Here is a 20856-nt window from a genome sequence, read left to right on the forward strand (position 1 = left end):
TTCTCTATCGGGCGGACGGTGGCCGGCATTGCAGCCGCGACACGCAAAAGCCGTTATCATAGCCGCCTCTTTGCCAGCCTTGCCATGGACACCATGACCGAGAACGACTATCTGACCGCTTGGGGCCTTTACGCCTTCGCCGCTTTGGGCTGCCTGTTAGTGTGGTGGCGCATGACCCGCTGGATGTGGCGCTGGCTGCGTGAGCCGTTGCAGTTACTGATGGCGGTGCTGTTGCTCAGCCCCACCATCGTCGACCCGATCAAGACCCAGTTCGCGCCGGCCGTGGCGATCACCGCCCTGGACCTGGTGCTCAAGGTCGGCAATAACGCCTGGCGCGCCATCTCCGACCTGTTCATGTACACCATGATCGTGTTCGGGCTGTACATCGTGTTCGTGCTGATCCGCTGGCCCCTCGAGCGCGCCGCCAACGCCCGCCGCGAGCGCAAGGCCGCCACGGATGCCGCGTTGGCCGCCGAGCCGGAAGAAGACGAACCGTTCCATCGCCCGGCGCCCGTCGGTGGCATGCGGGTCGAACCGCGCCTTTAACGTTGTCCGCCCTGCAGCGAGAGCCCTGGCATGTGTGAATTATTGGGCATGAGTGCCAACGTCCCCACCGATATCGTGTTCAGTTTCACCGGGTTGATGCAGCGGGGCGGGCGTACCGGCCCGCACCGCGACGGTTGGGGCATCGCCTTCTACGAAGGCCGTGGCCTGCGCCTGTTCCAGGACCCGGCCGCGAGCAGCGAGTCGGAAGTCGCGTTGCTGGTGCAGCGTTATCCGATCAAGAGCGAAGTGGTGATCGGCCATATCCGCCAGGCCAATGTGGGCAAGGTGAGCCTGGCCAATACCCACCCGTTCGTGCGCGAACTGTGGGGCCGCAACTGGTGTTTTGCGCACAATGGCCAACTGGCCGACTTCACCCCCCGCGCCACCTTTTACCGACCGGTCGGCGACACCGACAGCGAAGCGGCGTTCTGCGACCTGCTCAACCGCGTGCGCGAAGCCTTCCCGGAGCCGGTGGACATCGAGCACATGCTGCCGGACCTGATCGCCGCCTGTGCCGAATACCGCAGCAAGGGCGTGTTCAACTGCCTGCTCAGCGATGGCGACTGGCTGTTTTGCTACTGTTCGACCAAGCTGGCGCAGATCACCCGGCGCGCCCCGTTTGGCCCGGCCCGCTTGAAAGATGTCGACGTGATTGTCGATTTTCAGGCCGAAACCACCCCCAATGACGTGGTAACGGTGATCGCCACCGAACCTCTGACCGACAACGAAAACTGGACCCGCTACGAACCGGGCCAATGGAGCCTATGGCGACGCGGTGAATGCGTCAGCCAGGGCGTTACCGAATAAGGAATCGACCATGTTGCTCAGTTATCTGCGGTTGGTGCTGTTTGCCATTGGCTTGTTGGTCGGTGTGCAAGTGCCGGGCTTCATCAACGATTACGCCAAGCGCGTCGAAGCCCACCTGATCGAGGCCCAGACAGGCCTGCGCGGGTTCGAGTCCACTGCGCAGCAGTTCTTCAACGGTGACATGCAAGCTTTGGTGGCGCATTACCGTGCCAGTGACGATCCGGTGTTCCAGAGCGACGCGAGCAGCCTGGGCGCGATGCTCGACCGGCAGCTCGAGTTGGACAAGCAATTCCAGGCCATGCAAGGCCCCTGGTACATCCGCGCCCTGCAAGTGGCGGTGGCCGCCGATCCGGATATTCGCCTGGAAACCTGGAATGGCTACAGCTACCAGATATTGCTCACGCCCGAAGCCATGGGCTGGGGCCTGGGTGGGGCGATGCTGTTGTCGTTCGGTATCGAATGCCTGTATCGACTGATCGATTGGGTGGTGCTGGGCGGCCGACGCCTGCGCCAGAGCCGGCCGATTGAAGAGCGGGACCTGAAGGGCCTCTGAAATGTGGGAGGGGGCTTGCTCCCGATAGCGGTGGGTCAGCCAAACATATGCTGACTGACACATCGCTATCGGGAGCAAGCCCCCTCCCACATTTGGACCCGGTCCATTCAGTGGCTCAGCACCATCCGCTCTTCGCCGACCTCTTCGGCGTAGCGAGCAACGACCTTCTGGCACAACCCCACAATCTCCTCCACCAATTCCACCCCGACCCGCCACGACACCACCACCTGCAGGTTCGGCAGTTGCTGCGCCATCGGCAGCATCACCAATTCCCCCCGTGCCAGTTCTTCGCTGACCAGCACCGGCGGCAGTGCGCCAATGCCAAAGCCATCGCGCAGTAAGCGGGTGATGGCCGATACCGAGTTGACGCAATTCATGCGCGGCGCGGCCACGCCGTTGGCCTGCATCAAGCTCAACACATCCTGATGGGGGCAGGAGTTTTTCGAGTAGGTGATGATACGTTCCTGGGCCAATTCGGCGAGGGAAGCGTAGTCGCGGTTATAGATCGACTGGCTGGCGACGATCCACGCCATGGGGTGGCTGCCCAGTTCCAGGCTGCGCACGCTTTCCAGGCGCAGCAGGTCAGTTTGCAGGATCAGGTCCAGGAAGCCTTTTTGCAGCTGATCGCTTAAGTTCAATGCGGTATCGGCGACCAATTCGATTTCTACCCGCGGGAACAGGCTCATCAACTCAGCGACCAACGGGCTGAGCCAGGTGTGGATGACAGTGTCCATCGCGCCGATCCGAATCCGTCCGACCTTGCTGCTGGTGGTTTCCAAGGACTGCTTCAAGCCCTGCATGGTTACCATCATCTGCTCGGCATAGTCGAGCACCTTCAAGCCTTCCGGGGTCAGGCTCACGCCACGCGAATCGCGCAGGAACAGCTTCACCCCCAACTCGCTTTCGAGCACGGCAATGCGGCTGGAAATCGACGCCTGGGTGGTGAACAGCTTTTCGGCGGTCAGGCGGAAACTCTTGAGCTTGGCCACCCAGACGAAGGTTTCGAGGAACTTCAAATTCATGGGATCAACTTTTTCTTATGCTTGGATCGGTTTTTATTAGTTGGACGCCGCACCGGGCCAGCGCCAAAAATCGAGTCGTTCCACGATAAGCGTCGTTGGGGTTCAGGACAACATCGTTGCGAGATGTTGGTAAAAGATCCCACACTACAAAAAAACAAAGCCTACAGGAGCGACCCCGTGAGCCGCCTGCTATTGAATTGCGACATCGGCGAAAGCTTTGGCAACTGGACGATGGGTCTGGACGCCGAAGTCATGCCGTTCATCGATTGCGCCAACGTGGCCTGCGGCTTCCATGCCGGCGATCCGAGCATCATGCGCAAGACCGTCAGCCTGGCGCTCAAGCACGGTGTGCAAGTGGGCGCACACCCGGCCTATCAGGACCTGCAAGGCTTCGGCCGGCGCTCCATGAACTACACGCCCGAGGAAATCCAGGACCTGCTGCACTACCAGATCGGTGCGCTGGATGGCATCTGCCGGGCACAAGGGGCGCGCGTCAGTTACGTGAAACCCCATGGCGCGATGTACAACGACATGATGGCCAACCCCGCCCAGCTGCGCGCGGTGATCCAGGCCGTGGCCGCTTACGGCGACCTGCCGCTGATGTTGCTGGCCACGCGCGACAACAGCGCGGCCCAGGCCGTGGGCGATGAATACGGCGTGACCCTGTGGTTCGAAGCCTTTGCCGACCGTGCCTATGACAGCAGGGGCCACTTGGTTTCCCGCCAGTTGCCGGGTGCGGTGCACCACGACACCGAGACCATCGTCAATCAGGCGGTGACTATTTCCCGAGGTGAGGCCCTGAGCGCCAGCGATGGCAGCGCCTTGGTCTTGCAGGCCCACACGTTGTGCGTCCACGGTGATAACGCCAGCTCGGTGGCTGCGGTGCAGCGTATCCGCCAGGCGTTGAAACCAGCATGAAGCCACGGATTGAAGTGGTGGCCATCGACTGTCTGATGGTGCGGCTGTTCGATGTGATTGCCGAAGCCAACATGCCGTGGATGCTCGCCGCCACCCAGCGGTTGCGCAGCGGGTTCGGCGGTGCCTTGGTCGACCTGGTGCCGTCCTACACCACTTTGATGGTGCATTACGACCTCGCCACGCTGGCCCCGGCCGAGGCGCGGGCGTTGATCGACCAGGCGCTGACCGACCTGCAGCCCCAGGCCCAGGGCGGCGGCCGCTGCCATGTGCTGCCGGTGTGGTACGACCTGAGCGTCGGCCCGGAACTGGCCTTGCTGGCGCAGCGCAGTGGGCTTGCGGTGGCTGAAGTGATTCGTCGCCACAGCACTCACCTTTATCAAGTGTTCGCCCTCGGTTTCGCCCCCGGTTTTGCCTTTATGGGGCTGGTGGATGAAGTCCTCGCCACGCCGCGCCTCAGCACCCCGCGCAAACGCGTGACGGCCGGCAGTGTGGGTATCGCCGAGCGGCAAACCGCCGCCTATCCGGTGGTGTCCCCCGGTGGCTGGAACCTGATCGGGCGCACCCCGGCCAAACTGTTCGACCGCGAGCGCGATGGCTACAGCCTGATGCAGCCGGGCGACACGGTGCGCTTCGAGGCGGTCAGCCACGCGGAGTTCGTCGCCCTGGGCGGCGATGACACGCCCTTGGAGGCGCAGGCATGAGCCGCTTGTTGATCGAAGCCAGCACGCCGCTGTGCCTGTTGCAGGATGCCGGACGTTTCGGCGTGCGCCACCTGGGCGTGACCCAGGGCGGCGCGCTGGATTGGGTGTCGATGTCGTGGGCCAATTGGCTGCTGGGCAACGCGCTGGATGCGCCCGTGGTGGAAATCACCCTGGGCGGCTTTACCGTGCAGGCCGAGGACTACTGCCTGCTGGCCTTGGCCGGTGCAGATCTTGGCGCCTTTATCGACGAGCGCGCCATCAGCCCGGGGCGCAGTTTTATCCTGCAAAAAGGCCAGCGCTTGCGCTTTACCCAGCCGTTCAAGGGCGCGCGGGCTTACCTGGCGGCGCCGGGCGGGTTCGATGCGCCGCAGGTGCTGGGCAGCTGTGCAACGGTGGTGCGTGAGGAGTTGGGCGGCGTCGACGGTTTGGGCAAGGCATTGGTCGAAGGCGGGCGCTTGGCTTATTCCGGCACGGGCGGGGCGATGAAGGTGCTGGCCAATCCGGATTTGCAATCCGGTGCCTCACTGGACGTAATCGTCGGCGCCCAAATAGGCCAGTTCAGCGGGCAGAGTTTATTCGACGCGTTCAACACCGAATGGGCGCTGGACAGCCGCGCGGACCGCATGGGCATGCGCTTGCTCGGTACGCCGCTGCACTATCAGGGGCCGTCGTTGATTTCTGAAGGGATTCCGTTGGGCGCGATTCAGGTGCCGCCCGATGGGCAGCCGATTGTGTTGCTCAATGATCGGCAGACCATTGGTGGTTATCCACGGTTGGGTGCGCTGACGCCGTTATCGCTGGCGCGATTGGCGCAGTGTCTGCCGGGCGAGAGAGTACGCTTGGCACCCGTGGTGCAGGAAACCGCGCACCGGCAGCACATCGACTATTTGCGCCGATTCCAATAACACCGCAGTCCAAAATGTGGGAGGGGGCTTGCTCCCGATTGCGGTGGCTCAGTCACAAATGTATAGACTGACACACTGCAATCGGGGGCAAGCCCCCTCCCACATTTGATCTCCTGCAGAGCTTAGATCTTCATTCACTTGGAGAGAAAACGCATACCTTCTTCCAACCCGCGCAACGTCAGTGGGTACATCTGGTCCTCCACCAACTCGCGCACGATCCCCGTCGACGCCGTATAGCCCCAGGTATCCTTGGGATACGGGTTTATCCAGATCAGCTTCTTGTACTTGGCCATAAAGCGCTGCATCCATACATACCCAGGCTCCTCGTTCCAGTGTTCGACGCTGCCGCCGGCCTGGGTGATTTCATAGGGCGCCATGGACGCATCGCCGATAAAGATCACTTTGTAGTCCGCGCCGTACTTGTGCAGCAGGTCCTGGGTGGAGGTGCGCTCCGAGGTGCGGCGCTGGTTGTTTTTCCAGACCGATTCGTACACGAAGTTATGAAAGTAGAAGTACTCCATGTGCTTGAACTCGGTCTTGCAGGCAGAGAACAGCTCTTCGCAGATCTTCACATGGGCGTCCATCGAGCCGCCGATATCGAACAGTAGCAACAGCTTGATGGTGTTGCGTCGTTCGGGGCGCATCTGGATATTCAACAGCCCGGCGTCGCGTGCGGTGTGGTCGATGGTGCCGTCGATGTCCAGCTCCTCCGCCGCGCCCTGGCGGGCAAACTTGCGCAGGCGGCGCAGGGCGATCTTGATGTTGCGCGTGCCCAGTTCCACCTGATCGTCGAGGTTCTTGTACTCGCGCTGGTCCCACACCTTCACCGCCTTGCCCTGGCGCTTGCCCGCGTCACCCACGCGAATGCCTTCCGGGTTGTAGCCGCCGGAACCAAAGGGGCTGGTGCCGCCGGTGCCGATCCATTTGTTGCCGCCGGCGTGGCGTTCTTTCTGTTCTTCCAGGCGTTTCTTGAATTCTTCGATCAGCTTGTCCAGGCCGCCGAGGGACTGGATCTGCGCGCGCTCTTCATCGCTCAGCGAGCGCTCGAACTCCTTGCGCAGCCACTCTTCGGGGATCAGGGCCTGCAGGTGATCGTCGAGCTTTTCCAGGCCGTTGAAATAGGCGCCGAAAGCCCGGTCGAACTTGTCGAAATGCCGTTCATCCTTGACCAGGATCGCCCGCGCCAGGTAGTAGAACTCGTCCATGTCGGCGAAGGTCACGCGTTGTTTCAGCGCGTTGATCAGGTCGAGCAGTTCACGCACCGACACCGGCACCTTGGCGGCCCGCATTTCATTGAACAGGTTGAGCAACATCAGCGATTACCGCGACGGCTCATGAACGCCAGACGCTCCAGCAATTGTACGTCCTGCTCGTTCTTCACCAAGGCGCCTGCCAGCGGCGGGATGGCCTTGGTCGGGTCGCGCTCGCGCAGCACGGCTTCGCCGATATTGTCGGCCATCAGCAGCTTGAGCCAGTCCACCAGCTCGGAGGTGGAGGGTTTTTTCTTCAAGCCGGGCACCTTGCGTACGTCGAAGAACACGTCCAGCGCTTCGCTGACCAGGTCTTTCTTGATGTCAGGGTAGTGCACGTCGACGATTTTTTGCAGGGTGGTGCGGTCGGGGAAGGCGATGTAATGGAAGAAGCAGCGGCGCAGGAACGCGTCCGGCAGCTCTTTTTCGTTGTTGGAGGTAATGATGATGATCGGGCGTTTCTTGGCCTTGATGGTCTCGTCGATTTCGTAGACGTAGAACTCCATCTTGTCGAGTTCCTGCAACAGATCGTTGGGGAACTCGATGTCGGCCTTGTCGATTTCGTCGATCAGCAGGATCACCCGCTCCTCGGATTCGAAGGCTTCCCAGAGCTTGCCCTTTTTCAGGTAGTTGCGAACGTCGTGCACCTTGTCCACACCCAGTTGCGAGTCGCGCAGGCGGCTGACCGCGTCGTACTCGTAGAGGCCCTGGTGGGCCTTGGTGGTGGACTTGATGTGCCAGGTGATCAATCTGGCGCCGAAGGACTCGGCCAGTTGCTCGGCGAGCATGGTCTTGCCGGTGCCCGGTTCGCCCTTGACCAGCAGCGGACGCTCCAGGGTGATGGCGGCGTTGACGGCCAGTTTCAGGTCATCGGTAGCCACATAGGCCTGGGTGCCTTCGAACTTCATCGGTCATTCCTCGAATTCATCAATGCCCGACTATACCGCGCAGCCCCGGCGACTGTGAACGCAGACGGGCTATTCAGTCTCTGAATGGCCGGTCAGGCTCAATCCGCCGTTGGCTTGGGTTGTTCATAACGGGCGTTGAACGCCTGGATGAACCCGTTGCGCAGAATCGCGATCACCGCGGAAAACGCACTGACGTTTTGTTGATGCACGCTGCCGCTCAGCTCCACGCGGGTGGCGAACTGGTTTTTGCGCTGGTTCTTCAACACCGTCTCGCTGGCGCCGACCACAGCCTCCCAGATCGAGCGGAAGATGTTCTTGTCTTTGTTTTCCACGTCCTGCTGCCAGTCGAACACCTCGACATCGCGCAGCAGCGGCTTGATATAACCGCTCAGTTGGCCTTTTTCGGCCTGGGCTTCGACCACCACGTCGCCGGTGCCGGCCTTGAAGTCGAACTTGCCATAGGCCGAGGCGAAGTCATTCATGCGCTTGAGTTGCAGGTCGCGGGCACGGAAGCGGAATTCGAACTCTTCGAAATCGCTCAGTGGGTCAAAGGTGGCGTTGGCTTCCAGAGGCGCCTGGCCTTGCAACAGAGCTTTGCCCTCGAAGCGCGCATCGCGCTTGCCTTTGACGTCCACCACGTTGGTCAGGTTGTAGAAACTGGCGTTGACCCCGGTGGCGTTGAGGTTGACCTTGGGTGTGGAGCTGAAGTTATGAAACGAGATCTTGCCGTCTTCGATGCGCACTTCGTTGAGGGTGATCGGCAGCAGCTTGCGCAGTTGTTCCTGCCAGTCGGTGCCTTTACCGGTCTGGGAGGCCTGCTTGTTGGCGCCACCGTCGACGAAATTGACCTCCGGCCGTACGAAATGCCCTTCGGCCACCACCGCATGGTCGTACCACAGCGAATGCCAGCTCACTGCGAACTCGATCAGCGGCGCCTTGATGAACGGCACCGGTACCTTACCGTCCACCTTGACGATCTGCAGACCATTGATCCGGTAGGCGCCGCGCCATAAAGCCAGGTCCACATCGGCAATTTCGCCACGGTAGTCGCCCATATTGGCGAGCCTTTCATTCAGGTAGTTGCGCACCAGGTAAGGCAGCGCGATGTGCACGGCAACCAGTACCAGCACCAGCCCGGCGAGGGTCCAGAGCGGCCAGCTGTAACGACGTTTCATGGGGCAGTCCTCCTTGCTCGTAGGTGATGGACTGTTGCAAGGGGCGCAACGTTCCTCCGACTGGACGCCTAGTGGCACGAGGCATACCCTTGGGACCTTTCTGGACATTGCCAAATAGGATCCGTCATGAGCCGCATCTTTGCAGACAACGCGCACTCCATCGGTAATACGCCCCTGGTGCAGATCAACCGCATCGCACCGCGCGGGGTCACCATCCTGGCCAAGATCGAGGGGCGCAATCCAGGCTACTCGGTGAAGTGCCGCATTGGCGCCAACATGATCTGGGACGCGGAAAGCAGCGGCAAACTCAAGCCGGGCATGACCATTGTCGAGCCCACCTCCGGCAATACCGGGATCGGCCTGGCGTTCGTGGCGGCGGCACGCGGCTATAAACTGCTGCTGACCATGCCCGCGTCCATGAGCATCGAGCGCCGTAAAGTGCTCAAGGCCCTCGGCGCCGAGCTGGTGCTGACCGAACCGGCCAAGGGTATGAAAGGCGCGATTGAAAAGGCCGCAGAAATTGTCGCCGGCGACCCTGGCACCTACTTTATGCCGGGCCAGTTCGAAAACCCGGCAAACCCTGCGATCCACGAGAAAACCACCGGCCCGGAAATCTGGAACGACACCGATGGCGCCGTGGACGTGCTGGTGGCGGGCGTGGGCACGGGCGGCACCCTCACCGGTGTGTCGCGCTATATCAAGCACACGGCGGGCAAGCCGATTCTGTCAGTGGCGGTAGAGCCGCTCGTGTCGCCGGTGATCAGCCAGGCGCTGGCCGGCGAAGAGATCAAGCCCAGCCCGCATAAGATCCAGGGCATCGGCGCCGGTTTTGTGCCGAAAAACCTCGACCTGTCGATGGTCGACCGCGTGGAGTTGGTCACCGACGAAGAATCCAAGGCCATGGCCCTGCGCTTGATGCAGGAAGAAGGTATTTTGTGCGGCATCTCCTGCGGCGCGGCCATGGCGGCGGCGGTGCGCCTGGCCGAGAAACCGGAAATGCAGGGCAAAACCATCGTGGTGATCCTGCCGGACTCCGGTGAGCGCTACCTGTCGAGCATGTTGTTCAGCGATCTGTTTACCGAGCAGGAAAACCAGGCTTGAGCGCCTTCACCACAGAGCGACGGCGTGTTGATTCAGGTCAGCCGGTTGGCCAAGGCCTTCTGCATAATGGCCCAAATGTTTATCATGGCCGGCTGTTACGTCTGCTGTTGGCCAGGCGCTTATTTCCAGGAGTTGCTGCATGACCTTTTCTTTGGCCGCCAAACTGTCGGTGTTGCTGCTGTTTATCGGCAGCACGCTTTACGTGCACCTGCGCGGCAAGGCCCGTTTGCCGATGCTGCGCCAGTTCGTCAACCATTCGGCGCTGTTCGCCCCGTATAACGCCTTGATGTACCTGTTTTCCGCAGTACCGTCCAAGCCTTACCTGGACCGCAGCAAGTTCCCGGAACTGGACGTGCTCAAGGACAACTGGGAAGTGATCCGCGAAGAGGCCATGCACCTGTTCGACGAGGGCTACATCCGCGCCGCCGAAAAGAACAACGATGCCGGTTTCGGCTCGTTCTTCAAGAAAGGCTGGAAGCGCTTCTACCTCAAATGGTACGACAAACCCCTGCCATCGGCCGAGGCCCTGTGCCCGAAAACCGTGGCGCTGGTCAGCAGTATCCCCAACGTCAAGGGCGCGATGTTTGCGCTGTTACCGGGCGGCAGCCACCTGAACCCGCACCGCGACCCGTTCGCCGGCTCCCTGCGCTATCACCTGGGGCTGTCCACGCCGAATTCCGACGACTGCCGCATCTTCGTCGACGGCCAGGTCTATGCCTGGCGCGACGGTGAAGACGTGATGTTCGACGAAACCTATGTGCACTGGGTCAAGAACGAAACCGATCAAACCCGTGTGATCCTGTTCTGCGACATCGAACGCCCGTTGAGCAACCGTCTGATGACCCGCGTCAATCGTTGGGTCAGCAAACAGCTGGGGCGTGCCACCGCGCCGCAGAACCTCGACGACGAGCGCGTGGGTGGGATCAACCAGGCGTATGCCTGGAGCAAGACCTTCAGTGACAAGTTCAGCGGCCAGGTCAAGCAGTGGAAGCGCAAACATCCCAAGGCCTACCGCATTGCGCGGCCGGTGTTGGCGGTGGCTGTGCTGGTATTGCTGTGGAAGTGGCTGTTCTGATCGGAGCGCGGTCAAAAATGTGGGAGGGGGCTTGCTCCCGATGGCGGTGGGTCAGCTGTAAATGTGCTGACTGACACTCTGCTATCGGGGGCAAGCCCCCTCCCACATTTGATCTGCAGCGTCTTTTAAGTTTTTGGCACAGCACGCCAAGGCCTACCGCATTTCGGCTGTTCGGCTGAGGCCGGTTTTACCAGCTTGAAATGCAGTCAAAATGTGGGAGGGGGCTTGCCCCCGATGGTGGTGGGTCAGCTACAGATAGGCTGACTGACACCCTGCTATCGGGAGCAAGCCCCCTCCCACATTTGATCTGCAGCGTCTTTGAAGTTTTTGGCACAGCACGCCAAGGCCTACCACATTGCGGCTGAGGCCGGTTTTCGCAGCTTGAAATGCAGTCAAAATGTGGGAGGGGGCTTGCTCCCGATAGCGGTGGGTCAGCTGTAAATGTGCTGACTGACACTCTGCTATCGGGGGCAAGCCCCCTCCCACATTTGATCTCCAGTGTTGCTTAAGAGGCGATCAACTGGCGCAGCACGTAGTGCAGGATACCGCCCGACTTGAAGTATTCCACTTCGTTAAGCGTATCGATCCGGCACAGCACCTCAATCTTCTCGCTGCGGCCATCTTCCCGGGTAATCACCAACGTCAGGTTCATCCGGGGTTCGATCTCGGCATTCGTCAGCCCGAGAATATCGATCTTCTCCTTGCCGGTGAGCTGGAGCGACTTGCGGTTCTGGTCCAGCTTGAACTGCAACGGCAGCACGCCCATGCCCACCAGGTTGGAGCGGTGGATTCGCTCGAAGCTTTCCGCGATCACCGCCTTGACGCCCAGCAGGTTGGTGCCCTTGGCCGCCCAGTCGCGGCTCGAACCGGTGCCATATTCTTGGCCGGCGATCACCACCAATGGCGTGCCCGATGCCTGGTATTTCATCGCGGCATCGTAGATCGCCATTCTCTCGCCGGTCGGGATATACAGCGTATTGCCACCTTCCTCGCCGCCGAGCATTTCATTGCGGATCCGGATATTGGCAAAGGTGCCGCGCATCATCACTTCATGATTGCCTCGGCGTGAGCCGTAGGAGTTGAAGTCCCGTGGCTCCACGCCTTGCTCGCGCAGGTAGTGGCCGGCCGGGCTGTCGGCCTTGATGTTGCCGGCAGGGGAGATGTGGTCGGTGGTCACCGAGTCGCCGAGCAGGGCCAGCACGTTGGCGCCCTTGATGTCTGCGATCACCGGCAGCGGCCCGGCGATATCGTCGAAGAACGGCGGATGCTGGATATAGGTGGAATCCTTCTGCCACACATAGGTCGCCGCCTGCGGCACCTCAATCGCTTGCCACTGTGCGTCGCCGGCAAATACTTCGGCGTATTCCTTGTGGAACATGCCCGTGCTGACCTGGGCCACCGCGTCGGCGATCTCCTGGCTGCTGGGCCAGATGTCCTTGAGGTACACCGGGTTGCCCTGCTGGTCATTACCCAGGGGCTCGCTGCTGATGTCGATACGCACCGTACCCGCCAACGCGTAGGCCACCACCAGGGGCGGCGAGGCCAGCCAGTTGGTTTTCACCAGTGGGTGCACGCGGCCCTCGAAGTTGCGGTTGCCGGACAACACTGAGGCGACGGTGAGGTCGGCTTGCTGGATGGCTTTTTCGATCGGCTCTGGCAGCGGCCCGGAGTTGCCGATGCAGGTTGTGCAGCCGTAGCCCACCAGGTCGAAACCAAGTGTGTCCAGGTAGTGGGTGAGGCCGGCCGCCTTGTAATAGTCGGTAACCACTTTCGAACCCGGCGCCAGGGAGGTCTTGACCCATGGCTTGCGTGTCAGGCCTTTTTCCACGGCTTTCTTCGCCACCAGCCCGGCCGCCATCATCACGCTGGGGTTGGAGGTGTTGGTGCAGGAGGTAATGGCCGCGATGACCACGGCACCGTTTTTCAGGCGATAGGTGGTGCCTTCGTATTCGTAATCGGCTTCGCCCACCAGGTCGGCATTGCCCACGGCGACGCCGCCACCGCCTTCGCTTTCCAGGCGGCCTTCTTCCTTGCTGGTGGGTTTGAATTGCAGGTCGAGAAAATCACTGAACGCCTGGCCCACGTTTGGCAGGGCGACACGGTCCTGCGGGCGTTTCGGCCCGGCGAGGCTGGCTTCGACGCTGCCCATGTCCAGGGCCAGGGTGTCGGTGAAGATCGGCTCCTGGCCGGCGTTGCGCCACAGGCCCTGGGCCTTGGTGTAGGCCTCGACCAGCTTGACGGTTTCCACCGGGCGACCGGACAGGCGCAAGTAGTCCAGCGTCACCTCGTCGACCGGGAAAAAGCCGCAGGTAGCGCCGTATTCAGGCGCCATGTTGGCAATGGTGGCGCGGTCGGCCAGGGGCAGATCGGCCAGGCCGTCGCCATAGAATTCGACGAACTTACCGACCACGCCTTTTTTGCGCAGCATCTGGGTCACCGTCAGCACCAGGTCGGTGGCGGTGATGCCTTCTTTCAATTTGCCGGTGAGCTTGAAGCCGATCACTTCCGGAATCAGCATCGACACTGGCTGGCCGAGCATCGCCGCTTCCGCTTCGATCCCGCCCACGCCCCAGCCGAGCACGCCGAGGCCGTTGATCATGGTGGTGTGGGAATCGGTACCCACCAGGGTATCGGGGAAAGCGTAGGTGCGGCCGTCTTCATCCTTGGTCCACACGGTGCGGCCGAGGTATTCCAGGTTGACCTGGTGGCAGATGCCGGTGCCCGGCGGCACCACGCTGAAGTTGTCAAAGGCGCTCTGGCCCCAGCGCAGGAAGGCGTAGCGTTCGCCGTTGCGCTGCATTTCGATGTCGACGTTTTGCTCAAAGGCGTCGGCGTTGCCGAATTTGTCGACCATTACCGAGTGGTCGATCACCAGGTCGACCGGCGACAGCGGGTTGATGCGCTGCGGGTCGCCCCCGGCCTTGGCCACAGCGGCGCGCATGGCGGCCAGGTCGACCACGGCGGGCACGCCGGTGAAGTCCTGCATCAGCACGCGGGCGGGGCGGTACTGGATCTCACGGTCGGACCGGCGCTCCTTGAGCCAGGCGGCGATGGCCTTGAGGTCGTTGCCGGTGACGGTCTTGGCGTCTTCCCAGCGCAGCAGGTTTTCCAGCAGCACTTTGAGCGACATCGGCAGCTTGTCCAGATCACCCAGGCTCTTGGCGGCTTCGGGCAGGCTGAAGTAGTGGTAGGTCTTGCTGTCTATTTGCAGGGTTTTAAGGGTTCTCAGGCTATCAAGGGATGACATTACATGACTCCTTTTGATCCGCACGGCCACGGACCTGACGGGACGAACAGAGCGTTCAACTTAGCGCGATTTTCATTAGCAGGCTAATAACTGGACTCTATGCTCAAGTCCAAGGTTCCGAACTCGGCTATCATGCGCGCGTTTTCATGACAGGTATTGCGATAGAGCAATCCCGTTGCCAGGAGATTCAATTGAACACCCTTTTTATGCACTGCCGCCCGGGTTTTGAAGGCGAAGTCTGTTCCGAGATCGCGGAGCACGCCGCGCGCCTGAACGTTTCCGGCTACGCCAAGGCCAAGACCGGCAGCGCTTGCGCCGAATTCGTCTGCACTGAAGAAGATGGCGCGCAACGCCTGATGCGCGGCCAGCGCTTCGCCGAGCTGATCTTCCCCAGGCAATGGGCGCGCGGGGTGTTCATCGACCTGCCGGAAACCGACCGCATCAGCGTGATCCTCGCCCACCTGCGTGAATTCCCGGTGTGCGGCAGCCTGTGGCTGGAGATGGTCGATACCAACGACGGCAAGGAACTGTCGAACTTCTGTAAGAAATTCGAGGTTCACCTGCGCAAAGCCTTGCTCAACGCCGGCAGGCTGGTGGACGACCCGAGCAAGCCGCGCCTGCTGCTGACGTTCAAGAGCGGCCGCGAAGTGTTCATGGGCCTCGCCGAATCGAACAATTCAGCGATGTGGCCGATGGGCATCCCGCGTTTGAAGTTCCCACGTGAAGCCCCAAGCCGCTCGACCTTGAAGCTGGAGGAGGCCTGGCACCACTTCATTCCTCGCGAGCAGTGGGACGAACGCCTGCATGGCGACATGACCGGTGTCGACCTCGGTGCGGCCCCCGGCGGCTGGACGTGGCAGCTGGTCAACCGGGGCATGCTGGTGACCGCCATTGACAACGGCCCCATGGCCGAAAGCCTGATGGACACCGGCCTGGTGCAGCATTTGATGGCCGACGGCTTTACCTTCGTGCCCAAGCAGCCGGTGGACTGGATGGTCTGCGATATTGTCGAGAAGCCGGCGCGCAACGCGGCATTGCTGGAAACCTGGATCGGCGAGGGGTATTGCCGCGAGGCGGTGGTCAACCTCAAGCTGCCGATGAAGCAGCGGTATGCCGAAGTGAAGCGTTTGCTGGAGCGGATCGAAGACGGCTTCAAGGCACGCGGCATTCGGGTGGAGATCGGCTGCAAGCAGCTGTACCACGACCGCGAGGAAGTCACCTGCCATCTACGCCGGCTGGTGGACGTCAAGAAATCGAGAAAGCACTGATCTCACTGTCAGGAGTGAACTATGAGCGTTGATTTACCCGTCGATGGCACCCTCGACGCCACCGGTCTCAATTGCCCGGAACCGGTGATGATGCTGCACCAGCACATCCGCGACCTGCCTGCGGGCGGCCTGCTCAAGGTGATCGCGACCGACCCGTCGACCCGCCGCGATATTCCCAAATTCTGCGTGTTCCTCGACCATGAACTTGTCAGTCAACAGGAAGACGCCGGCACGTACCTTTACTGGATCCGCAAGAAAGCCGATTGACCGCCAAACCTTTGTAGGAGCGAGCTTGCTCGCGAAAAACCTGAGAGCGCCGCGTTAAACCAGAAGCGCTGCGTTATCGTTAGCGTTTTTCGCGAGCAAGCTCGCTCCTACAGGGCGCGCGTGAGCGCCTTGTCGGCGTGGATGCGCCGGCGTGCACTGCGCGCCAGGCGCACCAGCAACATGCCTGCCGCGCAGCTCAGGCCGACGATCAGGCCTTGCCACAAGCCGCTTGGGCCACTGGGTTCGCCCAACCAGTCGGTCAGCCCCAGGGCGTAACCGACCGGCAAGCCCACGCCCCAGTAGGCGAACAGGGTCAGCAGCATGGTGACGCGGGTGTCCTGATAGCCGCGCAGCGCGCCGGCGGCGGTCACCTGGATCGAGTCGGAGAACTGGAACAACGCTGAGAACACGATCAGCATCGAGGCCAGGTGGATGACCACCGGGTCGGGGGTGTAGATCGCCGCAATCTGCTCGCGAAACACCAGCATCAGGCTACAGGACAGGCAGGCATAGGCCAGCGCGGTGCCCATGCCAACGCCGGCGGCGAAGCGGGCTTCACGCGGTTCGCCACGGCCCAGCGCCTGGCCGACGCGCACGGTGACAGCCATGCTCAGGGAGTAGGGGATCATGAACACCAGGGAACTGACATTCAGCGCGATCTGATGGCCGGACACCACGGTAGCCCCCAGGCTGCCCAGCAGCAGGGCGATCACCGCGAAGATGCTCGACTCGGCAAAGATCGCCACGCCAATCGGCAGGCCGATCCCCAGTACACGCTTGATCACCGCCCATTGCGGCCAGTCGAAGCGCTTGAACAATTCGCTGCTCTGATAGGCCGGGCCCCAGCGGGTCCACCCGGCCAGGCCGAGCATCATCACCCACATCGCAATCGCCGTGGCCCAGCCGCAGCCTACGCCGCCCATGGCCGGCAGGCCGAGATGGCCGTAGATGAAGATGTAGTTCAGCGGAATGTTCAGTGCCAACCCGCACAAGCCCATGACCATGCTCGGCCGCGTACGGCCCATGCCGTCGCTGAAGCAGCGAAACACGTAATACAGCGCAATGGCCGGCATGCCGGCCGCAATGCCATGCAGATAGCCCATGGACGGCTTGATCAGGGCCGGCTCGACCTTCATCGCATGCAGCACCGGCTCGGCGCACAGCAACAGCAGCGCACCCGCGATGCCTACCACCACGGCCAGCCACAGTGACTGGCGCACCAATGGCCCGATTTCGTTGTACTTGCCTGCGCCGTAGCGCTGCGCGACTTTCGGCGTGGTGGCCAGCAGGGTGCCGGTCATCAACAGGTAGACCGGGATCCAGATCGAGTTACCCAGGCCAACCGCCGCCAGGTCCTGGGGGCTGACACGTCCGGCCATCACCGCATCGACAAAGCTCATCGCGGTGGTTGCCAGTTGGCCGATGATGATCGGCAAGGCCAGCGTCAGCAGGTCGCGCACTTCCCGGCTGATGCGGGCGGGGCGGGTGAGGGTAGCGGTGGCAGTGTTCACGTACAGGTGTCCAATAAAAAGGCAGTCGCAAGGACGGCGGATTCTACGCTTTGACGCAATGGTCAGGAAAAAACCTGTGTTGGGGATTTGTAAACAATCGACTAAACACAACAGATCCCTGTGGGAGGGAGCAAGCCCCCTCCCACATCGGATCCTCACAAGGCTGTACACTGCTGATCCGCCAAAGGAGCCTGCCATGCTGATTGTTGCTGACGAAAATATTCCGCTGCTCGATGCATTCTTCCAGGGGTTTGGCGAGATTCGCCGCGTGCCCGGCCGTTCCATTGACCGCGCCACGGTCGAGCAGGCCGATGTGCTGCTGGTACGTTCGGTGACCAACGTCAACCGGGCTTTGCTCGAGGGCACGAAGGTGGGGTTTGTCGGCACCTGCACCATCGGCACCGATCATCTGGACCTCGATTACTTCAGGCAGTCCGGTATCCAGTGGTCCAGCGCACCCGGCTGTAATGCCCGGGGCGTGGTGGATTATGTGCTGGGCAGTTTGCAGACCCTGGCTGAAATCGAAGGCGCCGACCTCAGCCGGCGCACCTACGGCATCGTTGGCGCCGGCGAGGTCGGCGGGCGGCTGGTCCAGGTGCTCAAGGGCCTGGGCTGGAACGTGCTGGTGTGTGATCCGCCACGGCAGATCGCCGAAGACGGTGATTACGTGAGCCTGCAGCAGATCATCGAGCAATGCGATGTCATCAGCCTGCACACGCCGCTCACCAAGTCCGGCAATGGCTCCACCTGGCATCTGTTCGATCGCCAGCGCCTTGCGCAGCTCAAGCCCGGCACCTGGCTGATCAATGCCAGCCGAGGCGCGGTGGTGGACAACGCTGCGCTGCGCGACGTGCTGCTGGAGCGCGAAGACCTGCAAGCCGTGCTGGACGTGTGGGAAGGCGAGCCGCAGGTGGATGCCGACCTGGCTGACCTGTGCGTGCTGGCTACGCCGCATATCGCCGGCTACAGCCTCGACGGCAAGCAGCGCGGCACGGCGCAGATCTACCAGGCGTTCTGTGCGCACCTGGGCCAGGAACCGAGCATTCAATTGCGCGATTTGTTGCCGGCGCCATGGCTGGCCGAGGTGCACTTGAATGCCTCAACCGATCCGGCCTGGGCGCTGGCGACCTTGTGCCGCAGTGTGTACGACCCGCGCCGGGACGATGCGGATTTGCGTCGCAGCCTGGTAGGAACGGTAGAAGAGCAGCGCAAGGCATTCGACCTGTTACGCAAGCATTACCCGGAGCGTCGTGAGATTGACGGCTTGAAGGTGCGCATCAACGGTGAGTCGGCCGTGTTGTCGAACATCGTGACCGCACTGGGCGCGGTCTGCGTTTAAACACCCAATAAAAAACCCGGCCACCTGGGCCGGGTTTGCAAGAGCGTCGGCGCTTCAGCCTTGCTGTGCAGGCTTGACCAGGCGCTGTTCCAGTTCGCTGCAGGCTTGCTGGATCATTTCTTCGGTAATCTGCACTTCGCGGCCCTTGGCATCGATGTACGAGCAAGGCAGCTCCTGCGGTTGGCGGATCACTTCAATTTTGGCATCGCTGCTGTTTTGCAAGGTCATGGCCTGTCTCCTCATCAGGTTGTGTACCTACTTTAATTCCCCCGCGTGACCGAGCTATTACAACTCCATACACGACCATCGGTTCGAACACCCAGTCCACCAGAAACCGGCACATATTTCCAGATCAGTCTTAGACCGATAGCCTCTAGCGGCTTCCATCGGCGGGCATAATTAACCTGACTCATTGCTATTTGCCCAAGTTCCCCCAATGTTGATCAATAGTCTCCTCATTGGTGAAGCCCTAAATGTTCTCAGTCCGACAACGCCGCGCGATTCGCCTGGCCAGCCGCTTCATTGCGCCCTACCGCTGGCAGGCGCTGGGTGCCCTGCTGGCGCTGATCGTTACCGCCGGCATCACCTTGTCCATGGGGCAAGGTATCCGCCTGCTGGTCGACCAGGGTTTCATGACCCAGTCACCGAACCTGCTCAACCAGTCCATCGCGCTGTTCATGGTGCTGGTGGTGGGCCTGGCGGTGGGCACGTTCACGCGCTTCTACCTGGTGTCGTGGATTGGCGAGCGGGTGGTGGCGGACATTCGCCGACAGGTGTTCAACCACCTGATCTACCTGCATCCGGGCTTCTACGAAAACAACCGCAGCTCGGAAATCCAGTCACGGTTGACCACCGACACCACCCTGCTGCAATCGGTGATCGGCTCATCGCTGTCGCTGTTCCTGCGCAATGCCCTGATGGTCATCGGCGGTATCGTGCTGTTGTTTATCACCAACCCCAAGCTCACCAGCATTGTCGTGGTGGCGTTGCCGCTGGTGCTGGCGCCGATCCTGATCTTTGGCCGGCGTGTGCGCAGCCTGTCGCGCCAGAGCCAGGATCGCATCGCCGATGTCGGCAGCTATGTGTCCGAGACCCTGGGCCAGATCAAGACCGTGCAGGCCTATAACCATCAGGCCCAGGACGAGCAGCGTTTCGCCCTGACCGTTGAAGAGGCGTTTACCACCGCCCGCAAACGCATCCTGCAACGTTCCTGGCTGATTACCCTGGTGATCATGCTGGTGCTCGGTGCCGTGGGCGTGATGTTGTGGGTCGGCGGGATGGACGTGATCAGCGGGCGCATTTCCGGCGGTGAGCTGGCGGCGTTCGTGTTCTACAGCCTGATCGTCGGCAGCGCTGTCGGCACCTTGAGTGAAGTGCTTGGCGAGCTGCAGCGGGCCGCCGGTGCGGCGGAGCGGATTGGCGAACTGTTGCAGTCGAGCAACGAAATCCAGGCGCCGGCCAGCGGCAGCATACGGTTGCCGGAACGGGTCAGCGGGCGCATGGAACTGCAAGATCTGCGCTTTTCCTACCCGTCACGGCCAGACAGCTACGCCATCGACGGCCTGAACCTGAGCGTCAACCCTGGCGAAACCCTTGCCTTGGTGGGACCTTCCGGCGCAGGCAAATCGACGCTCTTCGACTTGCTATTGCGCTTCTACGACCCCCAGCAAGGCCGCATCCTGCTCGAAGGGCAGCCGCTGACCGCACTCGACCCGCTGGACCTGCGCCGCCACTTCGCGCTGGTATCCCAGAGCCCGGCGCTGTTTTTTGGCAGCATCGAAGACAACATCCGCTACGGTAACCCGACGGCCACCCGCGAGCAGGTCGAAGCCGCAGCCCGCATCGCCCACGCCCATGACTTCATCCTGCAAATGCCCGATGGCTACCAGACCCACCTCGGCGACGGTGGCCTGGGCCTTTCCGGTGGTCAGCGTCAACGCCTGGCCATCGCCCGCGCGTTGCTGGTAGACGCACCCATCCTGCTGCTGGACGAAGCCACCAGCGCCCTCGATGCCCAGAGCGAACACCTGATCCAACAAGCCCTGCCGCAATTGATGCAGGGCCGCACCACCCTGGTGATTGCGCACCGCCTGGCCACGGTGAAGAACGCCGACCGGATCGCGGTGATGGACCAGGGCAAGTTGGTAGCCGTGGGCACGCATCAGCAGTTGATTGCGAGCAACCCGCTGTATGCGCGGTTGGCGGCGTTGCAGTTCAGTGCAGATCAGCAGCGCCAATAGCATGTGGGAGGGGGCTTGCCCCC

Annotated in this window: 19 protein-coding genes; 12 read left to right on the forward strand and 7 right to left on the reverse strand. The window is 61.7% G+C overall.

The genetic code is table 11. The features are described 5' to 3' along the window. Positions 1 to 18 precede the first annotated feature (18 nt). From C4J93_RS07845 to C4J93_RS07855, 3 genes are read left to right on the forward strand one after another with little or no spacing between them, the layout of a single operon-like run. A complete protein-coding gene (locus tag C4J93_RS07845) occupies positions 19 to 546 on the forward strand; it encodes an MFS transporter (RefSeq protein WP_124366250.1) in 528 nt (175 codons plus the stop codon). A gap of 30 nt (positions 547 to 576) precedes the next feature. Further along, positions 577 to 1353 (forward strand): class II glutamine amidotransferase, encoded by a 777-nt coding sequence (locus C4J93_RS07850; RefSeq protein WP_124361774.1) that lies wholly within the window; start codon positions 577 to 579, stop codon positions 1351 to 1353. Between the two features lie 10 nt (positions 1354 to 1363). After that, entirely contained in the window at positions 1364 to 1906 is a 543-nt protein-coding gene (locus C4J93_RS07855) for a DUF2937 family protein (RefSeq protein ID WP_005786113.1), read from the forward strand. Positions 1907 to 2013: 107 nt separating this feature from the next. On the opposite strand, the gene C4J93_RS07860 is transcribed toward C4J93_RS07855, so the two are convergent. Next, the gene (locus C4J93_RS07860) at positions 2014 to 2928 is read right to left on the reverse strand and encodes a LysR family transcriptional regulator (RefSeq protein ID WP_124429016.1); all 915 of its coding nucleotides are present in this window, start codon (positions 2926 to 2928) and stop codon (positions 2014 to 2016) included. A gap of 177 nt (positions 2929 to 3105) precedes the next feature. Between C4J93_RS07860 and C4J93_RS07865 the strand changes: the two genes are divergently transcribed. The 3 genes from C4J93_RS07865 to C4J93_RS07875 are packed head-to-tail and all read left to right on the forward strand — an operon-like array spanning position 3106 to position 5452. Then, positions 3106 to 3846: a 5-oxoprolinase subunit PxpA gene (locus C4J93_RS07865; protein WP_124429017.1), complete on the forward strand. Its 741-nt coding sequence runs from the start codon at positions 3106 to 3108 to the stop codon at positions 3844 to 3846. Further along, complete coding sequence (gene pxpB, locus C4J93_RS07870) at positions 3843 to 4547, forward strand: 5-oxoprolinase subunit PxpB (RefSeq protein WP_124429018.1); 705 nt, start codon at positions 3843 to 3845, stop codon at positions 4545 to 4547. Before C4J93_RS07865 ends, pxpB begins: the two co-directional genes overlap by 4 nt. After that, on the forward strand, positions 4544 to 5452 hold the full coding sequence (locus tag C4J93_RS07875; protein ID WP_124429019.1) for a biotin-dependent carboxyltransferase family protein: 909 nt from the start codon (positions 4544 to 4546) through the stop codon (positions 5450 to 5452). Before pxpB ends, C4J93_RS07875 begins: the two co-directional genes overlap by 4 nt. A 134-nt stretch (positions 5453 to 5586) precedes the next feature. On the opposite strand, the gene C4J93_RS07880 is transcribed toward C4J93_RS07875, so the two are convergent. From C4J93_RS07880 to C4J93_RS07890, 3 genes are all read right to left on the reverse strand, one after another. Continuing rightward, positions 5587 to 6765, reverse strand: coding sequence for a VWA domain-containing protein (locus C4J93_RS07880; protein WP_124429020.1), 1179 nt, complete (start codon positions 6763 to 6765; stop codon positions 5587 to 5589). Then, on the reverse strand, positions 6765 to 7610 hold the full coding sequence (locus C4J93_RS07885) for a MoxR family ATPase (protein WP_003189627.1): 846 nt from the start codon (positions 7608 to 7610) through the stop codon (positions 6765 to 6767). The genes C4J93_RS07880 and C4J93_RS07885 overlap by 1 nt, the downstream gene beginning before the upstream one ends. Before the next feature lie 98 nt (positions 7611 to 7708). Continuing rightward, positions 7709 to 8785, reverse strand: coding sequence for a DUF748 domain-containing protein (locus tag C4J93_RS07890; protein ID WP_124429021.1), 1077 nt, complete (start codon positions 8783 to 8785; stop codon positions 7709 to 7711). Positions 8786 to 8911: 126 nt separating this feature from the next. Here C4J93_RS07890 and cysK point away from each other — a divergent pair, with 126 nt between their 5' ends. Beyond that, a complete protein-coding gene (cysK, locus tag C4J93_RS07895; protein ID WP_124429022.1) occupies positions 8912 to 9886 on the forward strand; it encodes a cysteine synthase A in 975 nt (324 codons plus the stop codon). Between the two features lie 139 nt (positions 9887 to 10025). Further along, entirely contained in the window at positions 10026 to 10961 is a 936-nt protein-coding gene (locus tag C4J93_RS07900; RefSeq protein WP_124429023.1) for an aspartyl/asparaginyl beta-hydroxylase domain-containing protein, read from the forward strand. A 505-nt stretch (positions 10962 to 11466) separates the two neighbouring features. On the opposite strand, the gene acnA is transcribed toward C4J93_RS07900, so the two are convergent. Beyond that, entirely contained in the window at positions 11467 to 14208 is a 2742-nt protein-coding gene (acnA, locus tag C4J93_RS07905) for an aconitate hydratase AcnA (RefSeq protein WP_124429024.1), read from the reverse strand. A gap of 191 nt (positions 14209 to 14399) precedes the next feature. Between acnA and rlmM the strand changes: the two genes are divergently transcribed. Beyond that, entirely contained in the window at positions 14400 to 15476 is a 1077-nt protein-coding gene (gene rlmM / locus C4J93_RS07910) for a 23S rRNA (cytidine(2498)-2'-O)-methyltransferase RlmM (RefSeq protein ID WP_124429025.1), read from the forward strand. 21 nt (positions 15477 to 15497) lie between these two features. Further along, positions 15498 to 15743: a sulfurtransferase TusA gene (gene tusA, locus C4J93_RS07915; RefSeq protein WP_124370025.1), complete on the forward strand. Its 246-nt coding sequence runs from the start codon at positions 15498 to 15500 to the stop codon at positions 15741 to 15743. Between the two features lie 107 nt (positions 15744 to 15850). Here tusA and C4J93_RS07920 read toward each other — a convergent pair whose 3' ends face one another. Beyond that, entirely contained in the window at positions 15851 to 17254 is a 1404-nt protein-coding gene (locus C4J93_RS07920; RefSeq protein ID WP_124429026.1) for an MATE family efflux transporter, read from the reverse strand. Positions 17255 to 17450: 196 nt separating this feature from the next. Here C4J93_RS07920 and pdxB point away from each other — a divergent pair, with 196 nt between their 5' ends. After that, the gene (gene pdxB, locus C4J93_RS07925) at positions 17451 to 18593 is read left to right on the forward strand and encodes a 4-phosphoerythronate dehydrogenase PdxB (protein WP_124429027.1); all 1143 of its coding nucleotides are present in this window, start codon (positions 17451 to 17453) and stop codon (positions 18591 to 18593) included. Between the two features lie 54 nt (positions 18594 to 18647). On the opposite strand, the gene C4J93_RS27100 is transcribed toward pdxB, so the two are convergent. Continuing rightward, positions 18648 to 18821 (reverse strand): PA1571 family protein, encoded by a 174-nt coding sequence (locus tag C4J93_RS27100; RefSeq protein WP_164485237.1) that lies wholly within the window; start codon positions 18819 to 18821, stop codon positions 18648 to 18650. A gap of 245 nt (positions 18822 to 19066) precedes the next feature. Here C4J93_RS27100 and C4J93_RS07930 point away from each other — a divergent pair, with 245 nt between their 5' ends. Beyond that, entirely contained in the window at positions 19067 to 20833 is a 1767-nt protein-coding gene (locus C4J93_RS07930) for an ABC transporter transmembrane domain-containing protein (protein WP_124429028.1), read from the forward strand. Positions 20834 to 20856: the final 23 nt, after the last annotated feature.

It is taken from the genome of Pseudomonas sp. R2-37-08W (assembly GCF_003851705.1).
GTDB lineage: Bacteria > Pseudomonadota > Gammaproteobacteria > Pseudomonadales > Pseudomonadaceae > Aquipseudomonas.